This is a genomic window from [Flexibacter] sp. ATCC 35208 (assembly GCF_001975825.1).
Lineage (GTDB): Bacteria > Bacteroidota > Bacteroidia > Chitinophagales > Chitinophagaceae > Chitinophaga.
Genome location: NZ_MTKN01000039.1, coordinates 51882 through 74321, shown reverse-complemented (window position 1 = coordinate 74321; position 22440 = coordinate 51882). Strand labels below are relative to the sequence as shown.

Below are 22440 nucleotides of genomic sequence, written 5' to 3'. Positions count from 1 at the left end.
TTTTGGTAGCAAAGGATTTTAGATCAATTTAAAAAAACACAGCGAGCTTTTAATATATGAGTACCATCAGGAAAAAAGGTATCATCACTACAGTTTTCATTTATGCCGGATTCTTATTAGGAGCGCTGAATACTTACCTTTATGCCAAATATTTTCAACCTGACCAAACTGGCTTAACCCGCGTACTACTTGACATTGCGGTGCTTTCGAGCAGCTTTGCCCTGCTGGGTACAAACAGTATTGTGGTCAAGTTTTTCCCTTACTACAAAAACTTTCATAAGGAGAATAAAAGTGAGCTGGTCACCATCTCATTTGTCCTTTCCCTGATTGGCTGCCTGATCGTATTCCTGAGTTTCAGCACGTTCATGAAACCCTTTATTATCAAGAAGTTCATCGGGAAAGCGCCACTGCTGGTAGAATATTTTTACCTGGTATTCCCACTCATGTTGTTCCTCACACTGTTCCAGGTGCTGGAAGCCCAGACCTGGACCATTCAGAAAGGACATGTCGCCAATTTGCTGAAAGAAGTATTGTTCAGGGGGATGAATACCATACTGAACCTGCTGTTCATCGGCGGGGTGCTTACATTCCCGCTGTACGCCGATCTATTCAGCTTTCAATACTTTGCCATCTTTGCAGCGCTGATCATTTACCTACTGTGTATCAGGCAATTAAAAATGTCATTCCAGATCAGCAAACTCACCAAGCGATTGTGGAAGAGGATGGTGCCATATGCCCTGTTTGTACTGGGGAGTAATGTGATTTCCCTGATGAGTACTACCATGGATGGTATTATCATTTCGAGCCTGATGGGGTTGAGTTTCACATCGGTGTTCATTAATACACAGTACATTTCGAACTTCATTGTAGTACCTTACAGGGCCGCACTCAGTATGGCAGCTGGCCCTATATCCCAGGCATGGAAGGATAGAGATATCCTGAAACTGGATCGGATTTATAAAAAGACTTCATTGAACCTGCTTATCGTATCCAGTTTCATTTTTGCGATGATCATGCTGAACTGGGATGATTTGCTGGATTGGGTAAAACCGGATCCCATTTATCATTTGGGGAAGCCCGTGATGTTTTACCTGGGACTTTACCAGGTGATTGAGTTGGGCACAGGTATGAACAGTGCAATCATCCTTACCTCCCGAAGATGGAAATTTGAATTGTATTCGAATATTATCCTGTTGTTACTGACCCTGCCGCTGACTTATTTCCTGATCAAGCATATGGGAATGATCGGGGCGGCGCTGGCTACGCTGATTTCAAGGACTATTTTTAATTTTATCAGGTATGTGTTTTTGTATAAGGTGTATAATTTACAACCGTTTACAAAGAAGACAATACTAGCCGTGCTGATACCGATAGTAGTGTATCTGCCGGTGGCGTATACTATCCACCTGCAAGATCCGCTAATGGGATTGATTGTGAGATCTACAGTGTTTACAGCAGTGTATACATTATTGCTATTGCAACTGAGGGTGTCCGAGGACGTGATGCAGGTGTTTGGAACGGTAAAGAAACGTGTGGGAAAACTAATAAATCGTTAAGAAATCAATGTCTTCAATTTTATCTTCGCCTGCTTCACATACGGGAAATAAAACCCTGCCACTGTTCCCAATAAACCCGGGAAATCCATTGCATGCCCCGCCTTCACCCACAACTTCCTATTCTCCCAACTGATCTTTTCAATCCTTAATCTCCTCAGCCACGACTTACAAACATGCGCTTCTGCATTTTCAGCAGGCGCATCCAGGCTCACTGGCAATGCTACTTTATTCACCTCTTCATGAAAGAAGATCGCTCCCCTCACCCACTCGTCCCCAAAATTCCCATTGGAAAAATGCACAAGGTCTACATCGTACACTACAGCCACGGTATACTTCTCTGATATTCTCAAACTGATATCCAGGTCGTAAAAATGAAACCCTTTCAGATCAGCTGTATTAAACGGAAACTCCTCCCATATACGCTTGCGGGTACACAACCATACCCCATCCAGACTTTTCACAGGCACAATCACCCCGTTCTTTCCCGCCGGGCGCAGCAGGAACTTCCTGTCTTTGCCTTTGAGATTACGTTGGTAGATATTACAGCAATCAGCCGTAGCCTGGTTTGTCCACCAGCCGGAAATGGTTTTACTTTTGTAGCGGCTGCCGGCAATACCGATCAGGCCGAGGCTGGCATCAGATTTAAAATGTGAAAGTACACTTTGGCCCCAGCCGGCCGTCAGGAATTCAATGTCATCATGCATAAAGCAGATGGTCTCGTATTGGGCGCGGGCCGCACCGGTGTTGTAACCGGCCCCCATTCCTCCTAACTCTTTTGCATTATTGATGATGATCACTTCATGTTCTACCCCAATGGTAGCATGGATATTTGCAGTGACCGTACGAACACGCTCAGGATCAATGGAACAGATAATGATTGACAACATGAAGTAGTAACGAATTTAATTTTTAACAATTGTAGGTAGAAAATAAGCAATTAGAATACCGATCTGGGTGGTCGGTTTAAAAGGTGTCTGTTTTTTTGGTTTAATTTCGCAAAGGTAATTATTAGTTCATTCTTCCTGCGCCGACAAAATACTTCTTCCAATAAGTTTCATTCAGATCACTGATCATCACCCCTGAACTTGTAGAAGCATGTACAAATTTAGAATTATCCAGATACACCCCCACATGAGATACCTGTGCCTGGTTGATCTTAAAAAACACCAGGTCGCCCGCCTTCATCTGGCCGGTATTGACCTTTTTAGACTTATCGTACAATCCTGAAGAGGTGCCGGAAGAACTGATCCTGAATACTGTGTTTAACAACTGATTGGCAAAATTACTGCAATCAATACCCGTCTTGGCTTTTCCGCCTAACTGATAAGGCGTACCCCACCAGTCTTCTATAAAATAAAACAAATTGGCATTGAGCACCGTCTCTACAGGTACATCCAATAGCTGTGCATATTTAAATTGCCACAAAGGGGCGTTTTCGACATAAGTACTGCTGGCCTGGGAGAAACTCACTTTTGCATAACTCACACTGGTGGTCTTTGCATTGCTGGAAGTGGTAAAACCATCAAGGAATTCAGGGGAACGGCTGGAAGTGTTGGTCGTGGATTTCTTGGCAGTAGTATTATTTTTAATAACAGCACACGAACTGATTGTTAACAGAAAAATACCGAGCGCCCAAATAAGTCCATTTCTTCCTGCCATATGTACTTTTGATTATAATTTGAGCTAAATTACTAATAATAATTGTTTTTAAAGTGTTGCGAACCAAAAAACCGGAAGCCCCACTGCGGGCGCATTCACCTGCTGTGGATAATTTTTAATTAACTTTGTCCCTGAAGAAACGGAATTTTGTGCCATGAATTTCTCCCACTTACACGTTCATACTCAGTACTCCCTGCTGGATGGAGCCGCAGATATAAAGTCGCTGTATAAAAAAGCAATGGCCAGCAACCAGCCAGCCCTTGCCATTACAGACCACGGAAACATGTTCGGCGTATTCCAGTTTGTGGCAGAAGCATATAACCATCGACTCAACCCCGAAGATCCAAAAGATAAGCGACTGAAAGTAAAGCCCATCGTAGGGTGTGAATTCTACGTGGTGGAAAACAGGTTCAAACGCGCCTTTACCCGTGATGAGAAAGACATCCGTAACCACCAGGTGTTACTCGCCAAGAATGAAGAAGGTTACCGCAACCTCATCAAACTTTGCTCACTCGGGTACATCGAGGGACTGTACGGTAAATATCCCCGTATCGACAAAGAACTCGTTCTCCAATATCATAAAGGTCTGATTGCCACCACTTGTTGTCTCGGTGCCTCTGTGCCCCGCGCCATCCTGAAACATGGAGAAGAGGCCGGCGAAAAGGAATTCAGATGGTGGCTGGACATCTTTGGGGAAGATTTCTATGTAGAAATGCAGCGCCATGGTATTCCTGAACAGGAAAAAGTGAATGTAGTGCTCCTGAAATTTGCAGAGAAATACAATGTAAAAGTGATCGCGTCCAACGACTCCCACTATGTGGACAAGGAAGATGCGAACGCACATGATATCCTGCTTTGTATCAACACCGGTGAGAAAAAATCCACCCCAACCAACAAAGAATTTAACGAAGACGAAGGAGGTAAGAAAAATACCCGCTTCGCATTCTATAACGACGAGTTTTATTTCAAGACCACAGACGAGATGTCACGTCTCTTCCACGACCTGCCACAGGCCATTGACAATACCAATGAGATCGTGGACAAGGTGGAACTGCTGGACCTGAAAAAAGACATCCTGCTCCCAAACTTCCCGATCCCGCCGGGCTTCTTTACGCAGGATCAGTACCTGCGCCACCTGACCATGGAAGGTGCCCGTATGAAGTATGCGGAGATCACGGCAGAAGTGGAAGAACGCCTGAACTTCGAACTACAGGTAATTGAGAACATGGGATTTGCCGGTTACTTCCTCATCGTATCTGACTTTATCAAGGCAGGTCGCGATCTGGGGGTATTTATCGGTCCCGGCCGTGGATCAGCAGCGGGATCGGCGGTGGCTTATTCCATTGGGATCACCAATATTGACCCGATCAAGTATAACCTCCTGTTCGAGCGTTTCCTGAATCCGGAACGTAAGAGCATGCCCGATATTGATACGGACTTCGATGATGAAGGCCGTCAGAAAGTGATTGACTATGTGGTAGACAAATATGGCAAGAACCAGGTAGCGCAGATCATTACCTATGGTACCATGGCTGCCAAAATGAGTATCAAAGACGTGGCCCGTGTGATGGACCTGCCACTGGTAGAATCCAATATGCTGGCCAAGATGGTGCCCGATAAACCGGGTATACAGCTGGACCGTATCTTCAATGCCCCGATCGATGAGGGTGAGAAGAGTCTGGCAGAGAAAGAGGGACTCGGACCCGAAGACCTTGAAAACGTAAGGAAACTCCGCGAGATCATCAAAGGCGACGACCTGCAGGGCGAAGTGCTCCGCGAGGCCTGCGTACTGGAAGGGTCCGTACGAAATACAGGTATCCATGCGGCAGGTATTATCATTGCGCCAAAGGATCTGTACGACCTGATACCGGTGTCTACAGCGAAGGATTCTGATCTGCTGGTAACCCAGTTTGAAGGTAGTATCATTGAAAGCGCCGGTGTAATCAAGATGGACTTTTTGGGTCTGAAAACCCTGACCATCATCAAGGGTGCGCTGGAACTGATCAAAATGAACCACGGGGTAGTAATCTCTATCGACGATATTCCGCTGGATGATGCACGTACTTACGAGTTGTACCAGAAGGGAGAGACGAACGCAACGTTCCAGTTCGAGTCGCCCGGTATGCAAAAGTACCTCCGTGAGTTGAAGCCCGATAGATTTGATGACCTGATTGCGATGAACGCCTTGTACCGTCCGGGGCCACTGGAGTACATTCCGTTGTTCATCCGTCGTAAACATGGTCTGGAAGAGACGGTGTATGACCTGCCGGAGATGGAGGAATACATGCGTGATACTTATGGTATCTCGGTATATCAGGAGCAGGTGATGTTGCTGAGTCAGAAGCTGGCGAACTTCTCCAAAGGTGATGCGGACGTACTCCGTAAAGCCATGGGTAAGAAGCAGAAGGCGGTACTGGACAAAATGAAGAAACAGTTCATGGACGGTTGTGAAAAGAACGGCCATGATCTGAAGATATGTGAGAAGGTGTGGACGGACTGGGAAGCATTTGCATCCTATGCGTTCAACAAATCACACTCTACCTGTTATGCATTTGTGGCGTACCAGACGGCGTACCTGAAGGCCCACTACCCTGCTGAGTACATGGCGGCAGTACTGAACTGTGCGAGCAATATTGAAAAGATCACCTTCTTCATGGAAGAAGCCAAGCGTATGGGTATTGACGTATTGCCGCCGGATGTGAATGAATCTTTCAAAGGTTTTGCGGTGAACAAGATGGGGCAGATCCGTTTCGGCCTGGCAGGTTTGAAAGGTGTGGGTGAAGCAGCGGTAGAGAACATTCTGGAAGAGCGTAAAAAAGAGGGCACCTTCAAAGATATCTTTGACCTGATCAAGCGAGTGAACCAACGTGCGGTAAATAAGAAATCGCTGGAAGCCCTGGCTATGTCGGGGGCGTTTGATTGTTTCCCGGCGTTGCATAGAGCACAGTATTTCTTTAAGCCGGAGAATGATATGACGACGGGTTTGGATAAGATTGTGAAATTTGGGAACCAGGTAACCGCAGGGTCTTCTAATATTGGTAGTTTGTTTGGCGATGAAGATATGCCGGCGATAGAACCGCCGAAACTGCCAAATTGTGATCCATGGCCATTGATCCTGAAGCTGAATAATGAGAGAGAGGTGACGGGGATCTATATTTCCGGGCATCCGCTGGATGATTATCGATTTGAGAGCAGGTTCTATAATATGAATAAGGTATCGGAACTGGTTGAATATCAAGCGGAGATAACAGCTCCGGGGGGTGGTAAGCCAGGCCGTGAAAAGAACTTCAGACTGGCGGTGTATGTAACGGGGGCGCAGGAGCGTATATCCCGAAACAACAGACAGTTTGGCATTATGACGGTGGAAGATTATAGCGGGAAGTTTGAGTTTGCGCTGTGGAGTGAGGACTTTATCCGGTTTGCGCCTTATTTGAAAACGGGGTTGTGTTTGTTTATCAATGGAGGATTTAAGGCAAGACGATTTAATGATAGTGAGTATGAGTTTAAGGTAGGTAGTATACAGTTATTGCAGGAAGTGAAGAAGACGCATACGAAGAAGGTAGGGTTAGTGACAATGCCGAAGTTCATCACACGTGATCTGGTTGACTTTTTAGTAGATAATATTAATAAATATCCGGGGTCGAGTGAGTTGTTCTTACAGTTGGTGGATAGGGATAATGATCTGCAGGTCAAGATGCATACGTTTAATAAGCATATTGAGATGAATGATGAGCTGGCGCATTTCTTATCGAAACAGCCTGATCTGGATGTGTATATAGAAACGGCGAAGTAAAGGAACTTTTAAAGCTCCTGAACGAAAGAATTTCAATGCAGGACCGGAGATATAACCAATAATGCGGACAAAAGAACCAATTCGCCGGAAGTTGATACTTATATAGATACTATCAATAAGTAGGCGAATAAAAATGATTTAACTTGCATCGTAAATAATCGATATAACGATTTGCAGAACATGCCAAAAAAGCAGTAATTTGCGCCCGGTTTGATTCTTGCATAATTAATTACAGGATTTTAAAAATTTTTATAAATACTAATAACATGGCATTAGAATTCACTGATTCCAACTTCCAAGACGAAGTGTTGAGCTCAGACAAATTGAGCGTAATTGATTTCTGGGCAGAATGGTGTGGTCCTTGTCGCGCTATCGGTCCAGTGATCGAAGAGCTCTCTAAAGATTACTCTGGTAAGGTTAATGTTGGTAAAGTAAATGTTGACCAGAATCCTCAGTTGTCCATCAATTATGGAATTACAAGTATTCCTGCGATCCTTTTCATTAAGAATGGTCAGGTAGTTGATAAGCAAGTAGGTGCAGCGCCTCGTTCAGTATTGGAAAAGAAGATTCAGGCGAACCTGTAATCTTTGGAAATAAATTTAGCAAAAGGGCGGCTCTGGTGAGCTGCCCTTTTTTATTGGGTATTTGTTCAAAAAATCCCATAAATACGAAATATACCAGGAATGCGTTTAAACAATTTGAAAAAATCGCGGTCAAACAATCGAGAGCCAATCAATTGTTACAGAAGGACTTTCCTGAAATCATGGGTCTCTTTTTGAATTATCTCCCCCTATAAATAGTTAGGAATACATTCAAAATGACTCCCTAATTTTTGAAAAATATCTTTAAAGTGTGTGACAAAAGATTGTAACTTTCCCCGAATTTTCGGACAACAGCCGCTAATTTTAACTTTCAAACTTGAACTTTGCGCAATTTTACCCTTTTTATCCTAACCGTCTTCCTATCATTACCTGCCTTGGGCCAACGCCAGTGTGGCACCGAAATAGCTGTTCAGGAACAGATCAAGGAAAATCCATCCTTGCAGGTACTACGTGATAAGATTGAAGCACGCAACCGCTCAAAGATTTCTGCTATCAAATTAAACAGAGCAGAGGCCAAAACGACCGCTACATACAACACCGTTACCATTCCTGTAGTCGTTCACATTGTACTGCAAAACACAGCTGTCGTTACCGACGCACAGGTACAATCACAGATCGATGTACTGAACAGGGACTATGCTGCTTTGAACACAGATACCAGCATTCTGCCGAGTGTATGGAAAACACTGGTTGGAGATTCCAAGATCCAGTTTTGTCTGGCACAGCGTACACCATCAGGTGAAGTAACAAGTGGGATAGAGCGCGTAACTACTACAAAATCAAGTTTTAGCATTACTTCGGCTGCCAAGGCCGTAAAGTTCGCCAGTTCCAGTGGCGCTGACCAATGGGATGGCACTAAATACCTGAACATCTGGGTATGTCACCTGGAAAGCGGGTACCTGGGTGTCGCTACTTTCCCTGGATTATATGCAGACAACCAACAGGGCGTTGTCATTGATTATACCGGTTTCGGTACTACGGGTACCGCTGCCTCTCCCTACAATAAAGGCCGTACTGCCACCCACGAAATAGGTCACTACTTCAACCTCCGTCACATATGGGGAGATGAAGATGCCTGTGCGGCAGATGACGGTATCGACGATACCCCTAAACAGGCAAAGGCCACTTATGGCTGTCCGGCATGGCCACAGGTTGACCAATGCGCGACCTCCAATCCGGGGTATATGTTCGAAAACTACATGGACTATTCAGATGATGCCTGCCTGGTACTTTTTACTACAGAACAGGTAGACGTGATCCGTGCTACCCTCACCGACGACAGGGCTTCGCTCCTCACTTCCGACGGCTGTACGCCACTGAATCTGAAAACACTGGATGCCGAAGTGGAATCCGTGATCACCCCGTACAACCAACAGTGTGATGCGAGCATTACCCCTTCCGTGATCCTGAAAAACTTTGGTTTGACAACACTGACCAAAGTAAATATCAACTACCAGGTAGACGATGGTACCGTGTATACGACCGCATGGACGGGTAGTCTGGCGGCTTTAAAAACGGATACTGTGAGTCTGGCTAACAGCACACTCGATGTAGGCGAGCATATACTGAAAGCCTTCACGACCCTGCCGAATGGCTCGGCTGATGACGATGCGACTAACGACACTGCATGGACGACTACAAGCTATTATAACAATATTACTTTCCCGCTGAAAGAAGGTTTCGAAAGCTCCACCTTCCCGCCTGCCGGCTGGGAGATCTCTAACCCGGATGGTTCATATACCTGGGAAAGGACGGCGGTGACCCGTGGCGATAGCAGTTACTACGCTATTGAAATGCGCAACCTGGCTTACGATGTAAATGGTGAAATAGACGATATCCGCACACCGACCATCGATCCTAGCGGCGTGGATTCCATCTTCCTCTTCTTCGATGTGGCGGCGGCTACTTACTCCGATGTGAATGGTAGTACAAATGATTTATGGGATAGTCTGCTGGTAATGACCACTTCCGACTGTTCACAGACCTACGATACCCTGTATAATAAATGGGGTAAGACGCTGGTAACGACCACCACACCCAAAACTTCTGAGTTTGTACCTACGGCAGCCCAGTGGCGCAGGGACTCTATCAACCTGACGCCGATTATTAAGAAAGGGCAGTTCAGGGTGGTATTCAGAAATGTGAGCAATGCGGAGAACAATATTTACCTGGATAATATCAATATCATTACCCGGTCTACCCCGGCTTACCTGAAGGAAAAGGGTATTGCGGTAGGGCCGGTTCCGACTTCGGGGCAGGTGTATGTAACCTTCCTGGAGGTGCCGGACAATCTGGATTTCATTGGGGTGTATAATACTTCGGGGCAGTTGATCGCTAAACAGCGTGGCTCCAATATCGATGGCAGCAATCGTTTCACTTTTGATTTGGTAAATGAGCCAAATGGTGTTTATTTTGTAAAGTTAATTTACCGAAATAGTAAGGCAAAGACTTATAAGATAATAAAAGTGAATTAGAGATGATAACTCAAAACGATTATCCTGCAGTAGAAACGCTGTTGCAGGATTCCAGGCTGGATAAAGCATTGAAGACCATTGGTGAAAAGGTGCTCGCGCGTGAGCGATTGACTACTGATGAGGGCATACTGCTGTTTGAAAAAGGCGAGCTGGGCTATGTGGGCGCACTGGCCAATTTCGTGAGGGTACGTATGCATGGAGATAAGACCTATTTCAACAGGAACTTCCATATCGAGCCGACGAACGTTTGTATTTTCACTTGTAAATTCTGTTCATATTCAAAGCTTTATAAGAATAAGGAAGAGGGTTGGGAACTGAGCATTGACCAGATGCTGGATATTGTGAAGAAGTATGACGGGCAGCCGGTGACGGAAGTACATATTGTGGGTGGGGTGCATCCGAAGATGAACCTGGATTTCTTTGTGGAGCTGTTGCAGAAGATCAGGGCGCATAGACCGGATCTGCATCTGAAAGGGTTTACAGCGGTGGAGTTGGATTATATGTTCCGCAAAGCGAAGCTGAGTGTGGAAGAAGGGATGAAGAAGCTGCATGATGCCGGATTGCAATCATTGCCAGGCGGAGGTGCGGAGATCTTTAATGCGGAGATCCGGGCGCAGATCTGTCATGATAAGGTGGATGCGGATGGATGGTTGAATATTCATAGAGCGGCGCATAATTTAGGCATGCATACGAATGCGACTATGCTATATGGGCATATTGAGCAGTATTGGCATAGGGTGGATCATATGGAGAGATTGAGGCAGTTGCAGGATGAGACGCATGGGTTTAATACGTTTATTCCTTTGAAATTTAGGAATAAGGATAATGAGATGGAGCATGTGGGTGAGGTTTCTGTGATTGAGGATCTTCGTTTGTATGCGATAGCTCGTTTGTATATGGATAACTTCCCGCATTTGAAGGCTTATTGGCCGATGTTGGGTAGGCAGAGTGCGCAGTTGACGCTGTCATTTGGGGTGAATGATCTGGATGGGACGATAGATGATACGACGAAGATTTATTCAATGGCGGGTGCTGAGGAGCAGAATCCGAGTATGAATACGGCGCAGTTGGCGATGTTGATTAAGCAGGCAGGAAGAAGGCCGGTGGAGAGGGATACGGTTTATAATGAGATTAAGGATTATACGGATGTTGTTTTTTCTGATGAGGAATTGATGGCGAAGTAGTTTTTCTTCTTTAAATAATTGCAAAAAAATGGGCTGATTGCTACGCAATCAGCCCATTTTTTTGAGGGGATTTTATTTGTGGTTGGACGGCAGTCCAACCACAAATAAAATCAGAGATAGTTAATTCGAGTCTTTCATTACTTAATTCGACGCTATATTGCTTAGTTCAGTTCTTCTATTGTGAACGGCTTTTGTCTGCCTTTATACTTCTTCCTTACCTCCTGTATATCCTTCTCCGTTACCTTCGGTGCCTGGTTACTCCAACAATTTCTGATGAAGCTGAGCACTTCGGCGATGTCCTGATCATTGAATTCGTCATTGCTGCCAATGCCGGGCATATCGGCACTGATTTCGGGTGCTTTGTAGTGTTTTCCATTTACATCAATAGGTCCGGTAAGGCCGTATAACACTATGGAAATCAGTCGATTCTTATCGCCGGTAACGAGTTGCGACTGGTTGAGCGGAGGGGCGAGTGATTTGATCCCTTCTCCATCTTTTCCGTGGCAGGTCTGGCAGATATTGGCGAAAAGTTTGGCGCCTTTGGGGTATTCTTTGACAAGGGCGTCGGTGATTTTTGCCTTGCGATGTGTCTCGATATCTTTGATGATGGCTTCGAGATGCCGACGCATGGCAAGGGTGGTATCAGGATTTATTTTTATTAGTTGAGATAAGAGTTGGGTTTCTTTGCCGCCGTTATTATTGATGATCGCATCTGCTACATAACGGTCGTTTGCATAGTGGGTCATCAATTTTGTTTGCAGGTCGGAACTGTTAGGGAGGTAAGGCAACACCAACGCGATGTATGGCGCGAGGAATACATTATTCTCTAACGATGTTAAGGTGGCGGTAGCTGCCGGAGGTGCTAAAGCGGTGGTAGCTGAACCAGATCTTAAAGTGGTAGTCGCTGCTGGAGAGGCTAAAGCGCCGGTAGTTGAACCAGATCTTAAAGTGGTAGTCGCTGCTGGAGATGCTAAAGCGCCGGTAGTTGAACCAGATCTTAATCCGGCAGTAGCTCCATGAGATTTTACCGATGGCAGCGCGGAGATAGCTGCTGCCTGCAGATATGGGTTTTTCTGGTGCAGCAGGAAATCAATTTCATTATATGATAAAGCCCCTAAACCTTCCAGGGTCCATAAAGCATGAATAGCGCCATAGGTATTACCTTCCTGATGCAGGCGTTCTTTTAAATGTGGAATGAGCTGTGTATAATGATGATCAATGATCATCTGTTGTGCCTTATCCCTGATCCAACCGTTGGGATTCTCTAACAGCGCAAAGAGCTTGTCAGGGTTATTGTCCAGTGCCATCGGCTTCATTTTGGCGCCGGCAGGGACAATGCGGTAGATACGACCACAATTGAGTGGGTTGGTGAGGTTACGGCTTTTGATCTCGTCCTTGAGATACGGCGTCAGGTATGTCTTATGCTGGATGATACCACGGTACATATCGACGATATAAAGGGCGCCATCGGGTGCGTCGTAGAGACTTACCGGGCGGAAACGCTCATCATCGCTGGCGAGGAATTCCTTTTTCTGGTAGGCCTGACGACCTTTTACAATATAGCCGCTATCCTGGATGATGTTGCGTTTGATCAGGTTACCGCAAGGCTCAGCGACGAAAATGTTGTTGTCGTATTCTTTGCCTAAGAGGCTCCCCCTGTAAACGAGCGGACTACAGGCCGCGGTCATTTCTACCAGGCGTAGACTATCGTCGAGGATACCTTTCATATAACCACGGTTCACACCGGGTGTCGGGTGAATGGGATAGACACGGTTGTCGGGAACGATCTTCTCGTCGTAACCAGCAATTGTTTTCTGGTTAGGATTGCGGGCGCCAAGGCCGGGTGGAAAGTAATCGCCGAGTACGTTTTCCGAGTTATTGTTAGAGTAAAGACGGCCAAAGTTATCCTGGCTTACACCCCACTGACCACGGAAGTGGGTATCCTGTTTTACCCATTTGCCATTGATCTGGCGGTAGCGTTTATCCGATTTTGCATTGTAGATCCAGTTGTCCATAGCGCGAAGCAGACCGTTTGGCTGGTGCTCTACGTTGCCGCCTTCGGTGTATTTGTCATCGATCAGTACACGATTGCCGGCTACGTCGTTTTTGACCGGGACGAACCAGAGTTTGGGTGGTTCGGCCAGCAAAAAGCCGCCGGGAACAAGACAGATAGCACGTGGCAGGATCAACGAGTCCAGGAGTACTTTGCGGGTGTCGGCAACGCCATCATGGGTGGTATCTTCTAAGATCACCACTTTGCCGTTGGGCACATCTTCGCCAGTACCTACGGTATCGGGCATGTACCCCATCATTTCGACTACCCACATACGGCCTTTGTCGTCGAAGGTCATAGCTACCGGGGTTGTGATCAACGGTTCCGACGCTACGAGTTGTACTTCGAGTCCTTTTTCCACCTGCATGTGTGAGATGGCGGTAGTAGCATCCAGTACGGGGGATGGGCCGAGTTTTTTTCTCATGGCCGTGGAATCTGATTGTTGGTCTTTTGCCGGTCCTGGGCTTGTACAGGCGGATAGCCAGTAGGCGGCTGCCAGGAAAAGTGTCCAGTTTTTCATTTATGTAATCGATTGAAATGACAATTTAGATATAAAATTATATTTATAAGGCGCAATTTTGATAGGGGGCAAAGTGGATCCCCTCCCCATCACATGTAATTAAATTCTATACATCACACTCATTCCCCACTTCATTCATTCCCAACCAAAATCAGCTTTTTTATTGGGGTAAACCACTTAATTAGCACCAAAATCCCCCTATATATTTCCCTAATGTTTTTTACCTTCGCTCCTTACTAGATCTAAATTAGCTTATGGGACGTTTTCAGGGCCTTTTTGGTATTTTACTCATCCTGGGACTTGCTTACTTATTTTCCAACAACAAAAAGAAGATCAATTTCCGTCTTGTATTGAGTGGTATTGGCCTGCAGATAATAATTGCCCTGCTGGTATTCAAGGTACCACCGGTTTTCAGATTTTTTCAGTTATTAGGGAAAGCGATGGGCAAGCTGGAGCAGTTTGCCCGTGAAGGAGTGGCTTTTGTGTATGCAGGTATTGCTGTGAAACCTACCCCTGATACGATCAGTGATTATGCGCAGAGTGGTTTTGTGTTTGCGTTCAATGTGACTGCTGCGATCATTTTAGTGTGTTCGCTGGTGGCGATATTTTATCACTTTGGTATTATGCAGCGGATTGTGGCTGTGATAGCCAGGGCGATGAATGTGATCATGCGTGTGAGTGGTGCGGAGGCGTTGAGTAATGTGGCGAGTGCGTTTGTGGGGCAGATTGAAGCCCAGGTAATGATCCGTCCTTATTTGCCATATATGACCAAGAGTGAGTTGCTGGCATCGATGAGTGGTAGTCTGGCGTGTATAGCGGGGGGGATCCTGGTGGTGTATTCCAATATGGGATTGGCTGCGGGGATGGACCTGGCACCAATGCTGATCACGGCGAGTCTGATGGCGGCGCCGGGGGCGTTGGTGATTTCGAAGATTGTGTTTCCGGAAACGGAGGAATCACAGACTATGGGGATTGTGAAGCTGGATGTGAAGAGTCATTATGTGAATGTGATTGATGCGATTTCACATGGTGCAAGTGATGGGTTTAAGATTGCGATGAATGTGATTGCCATGATCATTGGGTTTATTGCTTTGATTGCGTTTTTGGACTGGGGGTTGCTAAAGATCGGGCATATTTTCAATCCGGGATTTGATTTGAGTCTGAATTATATTTTTGGAAAATTGTTTTATCCGGTGGCGTGGGCGATGGGTGTGCCGAATGGGGATGTAAATAATGTGGCGACCTTGCTGGGACAGAAGCTGACGGTAAATGAGTTTATTGCGTTTAAGCATTTGACGGATAAGACGATACCAGTGGTGTCTTCTAAGGGGTTATTGATTGTGAGTGTGGCGATTTGTGGATTTGCTAATTTTAGTAGTGTAGGGATGCAGATCGGAGGTATTGGTGTGTTGGCGCCTGAGAGAAGAGGGGATTTGGCAGCGTTGGGGATGAAGGCGTTGTTTTGTGGTACGCTCGCTTCTTATTTGTCAGCGACGATAGCAGGGATTTTGATCTAAGAAAATTTAATTAAAATATTCGATTAAGGAATTTAACTCCTTTTAACCGTAAATAGATAAAGCCTCCTGGATTTAGGATCCAGGAGGCTTTCAATTAGGTATTTTGCAGGTTGTAATTAGCTCAGTCTTCTAATCAGCTCATCCTGTACAGCAAACCACGCTTCTACCTCCCCACTGTCTGTATATGTCTGCTTCATTTCAGAATTCAGCTTGATCTTTTCAATCACTGAAACCGCCAGTTTTCTCAATGCCAGGGTAGCCAGAACGTTTAAAGAATCCAGCTTTTCCAGTGGAGTTTCAGGATAATCTTCACTGGGTTTACCAGTAAGCGCGGCTACTGTTTCAGCGGCTGCCAATGCGTCTTCGCATTCAGAAGTGTCGAGGAGACCGTCTTTGTTCAATGAGAACTGCAAGGTATCAGAGATCAAGCCTCCATCCTTAGCATCAATCATTTCAAATACCCAGTCTAGTGAACCATCATTTTCAAAATTTCTGGTACCCCATGTGCCCATAGCTATGTAAGTTTTTTGTTTGGTTGCGTAAAGTTAGTGCAGAGATCTGAAATCTAAAAGTTAGGAGATCTAAAAGTTGATAGATCTGAAAGTTAATAGACCTTACTCTTTCAATTTCTCCTTCTAATTCAGACTCCTGAAATCCACAGGAACAAGCTTACTTACCCCTGGTTCCTGCATCGTCACTCCATAAATCACATCCACAGATGCCATTGTCTGCTTATTATGCGTCACAATGATGAACTGTGAATTATCCGAAAATTTACGAATCATATTTGTAAACTTCCCAACATTCGCATCATCCAGCGGCGCATCCACCTCATCCAATATACAGAACGGGGCTGGTTTGATCAGGTAGATAGCAAACAGCAGTGCCGTTGCCGTCAGGGTCTTCTCTCCCCCACTCAGCTGTGTAATGGCTGCCGGACGCTTTCCTTTCGGTTTTGCGATAATTTCAATTCCTGTGTCTGCCAGGTTTTCAGGATCACTCAGGATCATGTCACACTGGTCTTCTTCTGTAAACAGCGCCTTAAATACTCTAACAAAGTTTTCCTTCACCTGGTTAAAGGTTTCGAGGAATTTCTGGTTGGCGGTCGCTTCTACTTCCTGGATGGTAGCCATCAGGGATTCTTTGGCGGTCACAAGGTCATTCTTTTGTTCCAGAATGAACTCATAACGTTTTTTCATCTCCTGGTAGGCTTCAATGGCCGTAGGGTTGATCTCGCCCATATTTTCCAGCCGCTTTTTCAATCGCTCTGCACTTCCCTGCAATTCGTCTGCCGGCAATACTGAGCTACGTTGTTCGTCGATGATTTCGTCAAGATTTACCTTGAATTCTACACTTAAACGCTCCTTCATGGAGGCCAGTTGTAACTTCAGTTCGTTCACCTTGTCTTTGATCACCGTCAGCTGCCGGTCCAGTTCCTCACGGGCACGGGTGCGGGTACGAAGACTGGTTTCTTTTTCCTGCAACTGGTTTCGGAAGTTATAATATTCCTGGTCTTTTTCGTTCAGTTCCTTCTCCTCTGTTTCTTTGCGGCGGAAGAGTTCTATGAGACCATCTTCGGCAGTGCCCAGTTTGTCTTCGGCAGCGGCGATGTTGGCCACGGCGTCTTCCAGTTGGGATTTATTGCTGGTGATCTGGTTGTGCAGATCGGTCAGTTGTTTGCGTTTGAAATCCAGTTCCTGGCGCAGGGCCGCTACTTTGGATTGCTGGCGGGTTTGCTGTAAGTTCTGGTTATTGAACTGTACATTCGCCTGGTTGAACTGGGCCTCTGCGTCGCTGGCAGCACGTTCTGCGTTGACAATGTTGTCGTGCAGGGCGTGTACCTTTTCGTTCAGATCTTCCAGTTCTTCTCTTACACCGGCTATGCTTTCCTGGTTCTGTTCCAGGGATTGCTGCATTTCGGCCAGTCGTTTATCGCCGGAATCAATCAGGTGACGGAAGTTCTCGATCCTGTTCTGGAGACCAAACACCTGGTTGTTCAGCTGGTTGATCTTTTCACGCTGCTGATTGATCTTGTTTTCATTCAGCTGTGTGTTGAAGCCGAGTACCTGGTTGTGCTTTTCCTGTATCTGTTCACGCAGGGTAGCTACGATGGTTTCCAGTGCACGGATCTCTTCATCCAGTTTTTCGAGGTTCTTGGCACGACCGAGTTTCTTGCCTTCGAAAGCGCCCACGCTACCACCGCTCATGTTGTATTTACCACGCACGATGCGGCCGCTCTTTTCGATCACGAGTACATCCTGATCAGCAAGCTGGTCCCATTCGATACCTGTTACATTGTCAGCGATGAATACTTTGCCCAGGAGGTAGTTGCCGAGACCTTTGTAACGTTCGTCGATCTCTACCACATCCAGTGCCGGGATGGTATTGGGTGGGGTAAAGAGCTGACCGCCCTGATGATGGAACTGGTCGAGGATAAAGAAGTTGGCTTTACCCTTTTTGTTGTCATCGAGGAGGTTGATGGCCTGAATGGCTTCGGCGGCGTTGTTGACTACATAATAGTTCAGGTAAGGTTCAAGCAGGTTCTCCACGCAGGTGCGGTAGTCTTCACGACAGAAGAAGATATCGCTCAGGATAGGTGCCTTATTGTTCCAGTCGGTATTTTTCTTGAGGAATTTGATACTGTCGGGGTAGCCTTCCAGACTGTCTACCAGCGATTTCAGCAGGTCGTACTCGTTCTTTTTCTGATCGAGGGTACGGTTTTCATCCACGAGTTTATCTCGGAGGCCTTCGATTTCGCCCTGGGTGCTGAGGATCTTGCCTTTGGTCTCTTCCTGGAAAGCGACCATATCTTCCAGGTCAGCTTTGCTATCCAGCAGGGTATCCTGAAGGGAGGCCTTTTCTTCTTCCAGTTGCGTGATCTGCAGCTGGCGGTTGGCTTTTTCTTCCTGCAGCTGTTGGATGCTGCGTACCAGGTTTTGCACCGAAGTATCGGCTACGGCCACTTTTTTCTCTGCCTCGAACTGCTGGCGTTGCCATTGTTGCTGGTCGCGGCGGAGGGTTTCGAGGGCCAGTTTCTTTTGGTTAAAGGATTCCTTTTTCTCATCGACCATGTCCTGCAGGCCTTCCAGTTGATCCTGGAGGGAGTCGAACACGTCCTGTTCTTCTGTAACCTGGTTTTCGGTAAAGGCGATGGATTCGGTGAGACCTTGCAGCTGTCCTTCGGCGTTGGCGAGGAAGTGGCTGATATTGCGTTCTCTTTCCTTTAAGTAAGTGAGTTGTTGTGTAGCGAGGTTCTTGTCGTTTTCCTTGGTACGGATGGTAGCTACCAGTTCGTTGAAGGATTTTTGGAGGACAGAGAGTTCGCGTTCTTTGGCTACGAAGTGGAGTTTATCTTCTTCGACGGAGGCTTCATCTTTGGTGATGTCGGCTTCCAGGGCCAGTTTTTTGTCTGATTCGGCTTGTTGCTGGTCGGTGAGGTCTTTAAATTCGACATTAAAGCCTTCGAGGGCTGCTTTGGCCAGTTCTATAGAGACTTCGCGGTATTCTTTCTTGATTTCGTAGAAGCGTTCTGCTTTTCGGGCCTGGGCTTCGAGGGTTTTGAGGTTGTTGTTGATTTCAAACAGCAGGTCCTCAATACGGTTCAGATCCCCTTCGGTGGCGTCGAGTTTGGATTTTGCTTCTTTTTTACGGGTTTTGTAGATGGAGATACCGGCGGCTTGCTCAAGCATGCGGCGGCGGGAGTTCTCTTTATCTTTGATAATATCATCTACCATTCCGAGTTCGATAATGGCGTAGGAGTCGGTACTAACACCAGTATCCATAAAGAGATTATGGATGTCTTTGAGTCGGCAGGCTACGTCATTGAGGCGGTATTCGGAATCGCCGTTCTTGTAGAATTTGCGGGTGATAGTGACGGTTGTAAACTCAGTAGGGAGTACATTGCGGGTATTCTCAAACGTGAGGCTTACTTCAGCCATCCCGCTGGCAGAGCGGGTTTTGGAGCCGTTGAACACCAGGCCAGATTGGTTTTCAGAGCGGAGATTGGAGATCTTATGCTCACCGATAACCCATCGGATGGAGTCGATAATATTACTTTTGCCACAGCCGTTGGGGCCTATAACCCCGGTTACACCTTCGTCGAAGTGTAAGACAGTCTTGTCTGCAAAACTTTTGAAGCCTTTGATTTCTAATGTTTTTAAACGCACAATTGCTCCTCTTTGTTTTTTTTAAGCCGTCAAAGATAACTATGATTTCTCTGATTTGTCGTATCAGATTTTAACCATTCACAGCACAATTATGTTTCCAGGTCATTATTTGTTCAAAGAAAGCAGTAATTTATAATAGATAGACATGTCGGGGGAAATTTAATTATACACAGTTGTGTATAAATTTCAGACAGGTTGCTGAAGATCATTGCTTTAGTTGAATATAATGATGGGTTAGCCGATATGGTATAGACTAACAGGGGACACAAATTAGGGATTTTTTCTATTTTATGAAAAATTATAAATCGCCTGCGGCTGCGGGAAAGAAGGCTCTTTTTGCTGGCGCCATTGAGGAGGAGTTAGTTGCAGTGGTGAAGGAAAGATTTATCTGGCAGCTAAATGGGCCTGCAGCAGCTGGGAAATTTCTGTTTTTTTGAAAAAAACCTCTTTTAAATGGCCTAAAGAAAAGAACCCTTTCTTTTTAACCGACGTTCCCATTCCAGCCAGAATGGTTTAATCTTTGAATTCATATCTTTGTAAATATTAATTTCTACATGCGGCATTGGATCCAGGAAGTCAGGAATTTCATCTACAGCTATCATTTTAGTACCGGTTTACGTACTACCATCAGTGTAGTCGTGCCTTCTGTAGTCTGCTCAATGTTGGGCAACCTCCCGCTCGGGATCGTCATTTCACTCGGCGCCCTAGCTACTGCCCTCTCGGATGTACCGGGAACTGCCATTCATAAGCGAAACGGGACGCTAATTGCCATTGGTTTCATCTGGTTTACAGCCATTACTACCTCGCTCATCATGCCGTATCCGGTTTTGATGACCTTTTATATACTGGCGTGTTGTTTTATGAACTCTATGTTGCTTATTTATGGTAACAGAGGAGGGAATATTGGGATCGCCTGTATGCTGGTGATGGTATCTATACTGGGGGAAAAGGCGGTGCCCCCCTACGAAGCGGTCATTCACAGCCTCTATATATTATTAGGTGCGGTTTGGTATGGGCTCCTGGCCTTGTTGCTCTGGCAGATACGGCCTTATTTAAGTGTACAACAGATGCTCTCTGAGTGTATTACGGAAACGGCGGATTATTTACTGGCAAGGGCGCGTTTTTATGAGCAGGGTGCTGGTGATAAAATTGAAAAAATTTATAAAGATGTACTGGCACAGCAGGTGGTGGTGAGTGAGAAACATGAAGCGGTGAGAGAGTTGTTATTAAAAAGACGTTCTCACCAGGAAGGTACTACCAGTATTAATAAGGCATTAGTGCTGATCTTCCTCGATATGGTGGACCTGCAGGAGCAGATTATGGCGGCGCAGACGGATTACCATGCCTTGCATGAGTCATTTGACGGGGCGGGGGTGTTGGATAAATTCCATACACTGATATTAGAGTTTGCAGGCGAGTTGAAGATCATAGGCGAAGCAGTAGCGGCCGGACAACGTTCTTTGCCAAAGGCGAACCTGCGGTATGAGATTGTAAAAGTGCAGACGGCTGTGGATGATATCAGGAAAACTTTACCAACAGTAAAAGAGCGGTCACGATTGCTGGTGCTGTCAAATATCCTGCATAACCTGGCGGATATGGCGCAAAGAATCTATAACCTGCACCGGCTTACAAGGCTGGAAAGGGTGAAGGATGAGATCATTGATCCGAGATTACAATTATCCAGCTTTACGAACCATGGGCAGTATGATGCGGAGACGTTCTTTAATAACCTGACTTTTCAGTCGCATATATTCAGGCATGCCTTGCGCGTAAGTCTGGCGGCGGTGACGGGGTATGTAATCGGTCAGTTATTACACCTGGACAGGATCTACTGGATATTGCTGACGATAGTGGTGATATTGAAACCAGGTTTTAGTATTACGAAAGCCCGTAGTTATCAAAGGATATACGGAACAGTGGCAGGGGCGCTCTTTGCGGCGGTGATCCTGTTCTTTACGATGAACAATACAGTGATATTTATATTTATGTTACTGTGTATTCTGGGAGCGTATAGTTTTATGACGCATCAGTATACATTGAGTGTGTTTTTTGTGACGCCGTTTGTGATATTCCTGTTACACTTTTTGCATCCTGCACATTTTTATAATGTAGGTTGGAGAGTAATGGATACGACGATTGGGGGAACGATCGCGTTCTTTGCGAATTTGTTGTTGTGGCCGAGTTGGGAGAAGAATACGTTGCCGAGTCATATGATAAAGATGGTGAAGAGCAATGCGAATTATTTTGAGCAGGTGATGCATATGTATACGCAGGAGCCTTTTGTGGTGAATGATTATAAGTTGGCGAGGAAGGATTCGAATGTGAGTGCGGCGAACCTGATGTCGGCGTTTCAGCGAATGCTGTCAGAGCCGAAGAGTAAGCAAAAGAATGGGTCGCAGGTGTATCATTTTGTGGTGGTGAATAATTCGATTGTTTCGCATATAGCGGCGTTGGCGAATTATGGGACGACGCATAATGGGGTGAGGTTTCAGCAGCCGGAGTATAAGTTGTTGAGTAATAATTTGCAGGCGTATTTTAGTTGTATATTGGAAATGTTAGAGCGGCCTGGGGAGAAAGTGGCGGCGCCGCCGGCGACTGTGGAGGCGTTTGAGACGTTGGATATGAAGTTGGAGGCGATGTATCAGAAGAGGCAGGAGGAGGTGAATAATGGGCAGGGGGATACGGTGTTGAGGCAGGAGATATTGGAGGTGAAGCAGGTGAGGGATCAGTTACATGCGGTGATGAGTTTGTTGAAGGATATGAAGAAGACGTTGGAGCAGAATAATTAGCAAAATAATTAGCAAAAAAAAACGCCTGGACCTTCGGCCCAGGCGTTTTTTTTCGCGGGGCAGGTACTTGCTGGCTTACGCCAGCAAGTACCTGCGGTAAGCGAGCAAATACCTGCGGCAAGAGAGC

General features: G+C 46.0%; 13 protein-coding genes. 8 read left to right on the top strand and 5 right to left on the bottom strand.

Annotated features, from left to right (window positions below; genetic code table 11):
- The first annotated feature begins 56 nt into the window (after positions 1-56).
- A complete protein-coding gene (locus BW716_RS22420) occupies positions 57-1556 on the top strand; it encodes a lipopolysaccharide biosynthesis protein (RefSeq protein WP_083726189.1) in 1500 nt (499 codons plus the stop codon).
- Here the strand turns inward: BW716_RS22420 and BW716_RS22415 are convergent.
- Both BW716_RS22415 and BW716_RS22410 read right to left on the bottom strand, forming a co-directional pair.
- A complete protein-coding gene (locus tag BW716_RS22415; protein WP_083726187.1) occupies positions 1553-2443 on the bottom strand; it encodes a glycosyltransferase in 891 nt (296 codons plus the stop codon). The genes BW716_RS22420 and BW716_RS22415 overlap by 4 nt on opposite strands.
- A gap of 121 nt (positions 2444-2564) precedes the next feature.
- Positions 2565-3215, bottom strand: coding sequence for a C40 family peptidase (locus tag BW716_RS22410; protein ID WP_083726185.1), 651 nt, complete (start codon positions 3213-3215; stop codon positions 2565-2567).
- A 154-nt stretch (positions 3216-3369) separates the two neighbouring features.
- Here BW716_RS22410 and dnaE point away from each other — a divergent pair, with 154 nt between their 5' ends.
- From dnaE to mqnE, 4 genes are all read left to right on the top strand, one after another.
- Positions 3370-7008 carry a DNA polymerase III subunit alpha gene (gene dnaE, locus BW716_RS22405; protein ID WP_083726183.1) on the top strand — a complete coding sequence of 1213 codons (3639 nt, stop codon included), beginning with the start codon at positions 3370-3372 and terminating at the stop codon, positions 7006-7008.
- A 266-nt stretch (positions 7009-7274) separates the two neighbouring features.
- Complete coding sequence (gene trxA / locus BW716_RS22400) at positions 7275-7592, top strand: thioredoxin (RefSeq protein ID WP_083726181.1); 318 nt, start codon at positions 7275-7277, stop codon at positions 7590-7592.
- Positions 7593-7933: 341 nt separating this feature from the next.
- Complete coding sequence (locus BW716_RS22395; RefSeq protein ID WP_083726179.1) at positions 7934-10084, top strand: M43 family zinc metalloprotease; 2151 nt, start codon at positions 7934-7936, stop codon at positions 10082-10084.
- 2 nt (positions 10085-10086) lie between these two features.
- Positions 10087-11268, top strand: coding sequence for an aminofutalosine synthase MqnE (gene mqnE, locus BW716_RS22390; protein ID WP_083726178.1), 1182 nt, complete (start codon positions 10087-10089; stop codon positions 11266-11268).
- 161 nt (positions 11269-11429) lie between these two features.
- On the opposite strand, the gene BW716_RS38080 is transcribed toward mqnE, so the two are convergent.
- Positions 11430-13841: a c-type cytochrome gene (locus BW716_RS38080; protein WP_083726176.1), complete on the bottom strand. Its 2412-nt coding sequence runs from the start codon at positions 13839-13841 to the stop codon at positions 11430-11432.
- Between the two features lie 254 nt (positions 13842-14095).
- On the opposite strand from BW716_RS38080, the gene BW716_RS22380 reads away from it, so the two are divergent.
- The gene (locus BW716_RS22380) at positions 14096-15358 is read left to right on the top strand and encodes a NupC/NupG family nucleoside CNT transporter (RefSeq protein WP_083726174.1); all 1263 of its coding nucleotides are present in this window, start codon (positions 14096-14098) and stop codon (positions 15356-15358) included.
- A 116-nt stretch (positions 15359-15474) separates the two neighbouring features.
- Here the strand turns inward: BW716_RS22380 and BW716_RS22375 are convergent, their stop codons facing one another.
- Positions 15475-15870 carry a DUF4259 domain-containing protein gene (locus tag BW716_RS22375; RefSeq protein WP_083726172.1) on the bottom strand — a complete coding sequence of 132 codons (396 nt, stop codon included), beginning with the start codon at positions 15868-15870 and terminating at the stop codon, positions 15475-15477.
- 123 nt (positions 15871-15993) lie between these two features.
- Positions 15994-19524, bottom strand: coding sequence for a chromosome segregation protein SMC (gene smc, locus BW716_RS22370; RefSeq protein ID WP_083726170.1), 3531 nt, complete (start codon positions 19522-19524; stop codon positions 15994-15996).
- A gap of 290 nt (positions 19525-19814) precedes the next feature.
- Between smc and BW716_RS36880 the strand changes: the two genes are divergently transcribed.
- Complete coding sequence (locus BW716_RS36880) at positions 19815-19961, top strand: hypothetical protein (protein ID WP_179091226.1); 147 nt, start codon at positions 19815-19817, stop codon at positions 19959-19961.
- Positions 19962-20078: 117 nt separating this feature from the next.
- The gene (locus BW716_RS22365) at positions 20079-22313 is read left to right on the top strand and encodes an FUSC family membrane protein (protein ID WP_083726168.1); all 2235 of its coding nucleotides are present in this window, start codon (positions 20079-20081) and stop codon (positions 22311-22313) included.
- Positions 22314-22440: the final 127 nt, after the last annotated feature.

What these genes read in the sequence shown, in the direction of transcription:
- BW716_RS22420 (WP_083726189.1), top strand. Translation starts at nt 57, where the DNA reads ATGAGTACCATCAGGAAAAAAGGTATCATCACTACAGTTTTCATTTAT.
- BW716_RS22415 (WP_083726187.1), bottom strand. Translation starts at nt 2,443, where the DNA reads ATGTTGTCAATCATTATCTGTTCCATTGATCCTGAGCGTGTTCGTACG.
- BW716_RS22410 (WP_083726185.1), bottom strand. Translation starts at nt 3,215, where the DNA reads ATGGCAGGAAGAAATGGACTTATTTGGGCGCTCGGTATTTTTCTGTTA.
- dnaE (WP_083726183.1), top strand. Translation starts at nt 3,370, where the DNA reads ATGAATTTCTCCCACTTACACGTTCATACTCAGTACTCCCTGCTGGAT.
- trxA (WP_083726181.1), top strand. Translation starts at nt 7,275, where the DNA reads ATGGCATTAGAATTCACTGATTCCAACTTCCAAGACGAAGTGTTGAGC.
- mqnE (WP_083726178.1), top strand. Translation starts at nt 10,087, where the DNA reads ATGATAACTCAAAACGATTATCCTGCAGTAGAAACGCTGTTGCAGGAT.
- BW716_RS38080 (WP_083726176.1), bottom strand. Translation starts at nt 13,841, where the DNA reads ATGAAAAACTGGACACTTTTCCTGGCAGCCGCCTACTGGCTATCCGCC.
- BW716_RS22380 (WP_083726174.1), top strand. Translation starts at nt 14,096, where the DNA reads ATGGGACGTTTTCAGGGCCTTTTTGGTATTTTACTCATCCTGGGACTT.
- BW716_RS22375 (WP_083726172.1), bottom strand. Translation starts at nt 15,870, where the DNA reads ATGGGCACATGGGGTACCAGAAATTTTGAAAATGATGGTTCACTAGAC.
- BW716_RS36880 (WP_179091226.1), top strand. Translation starts at nt 19,815, where the DNA reads ATGAAAAATTATAAATCGCCTGCGGCTGCGGGAAAGAAGGCTCTTTTT.
- BW716_RS22365 (WP_083726168.1), top strand. Translation starts at nt 20,079, where the DNA reads ATGCGGCATTGGATCCAGGAAGTCAGGAATTTCATCTACAGCTATCAT.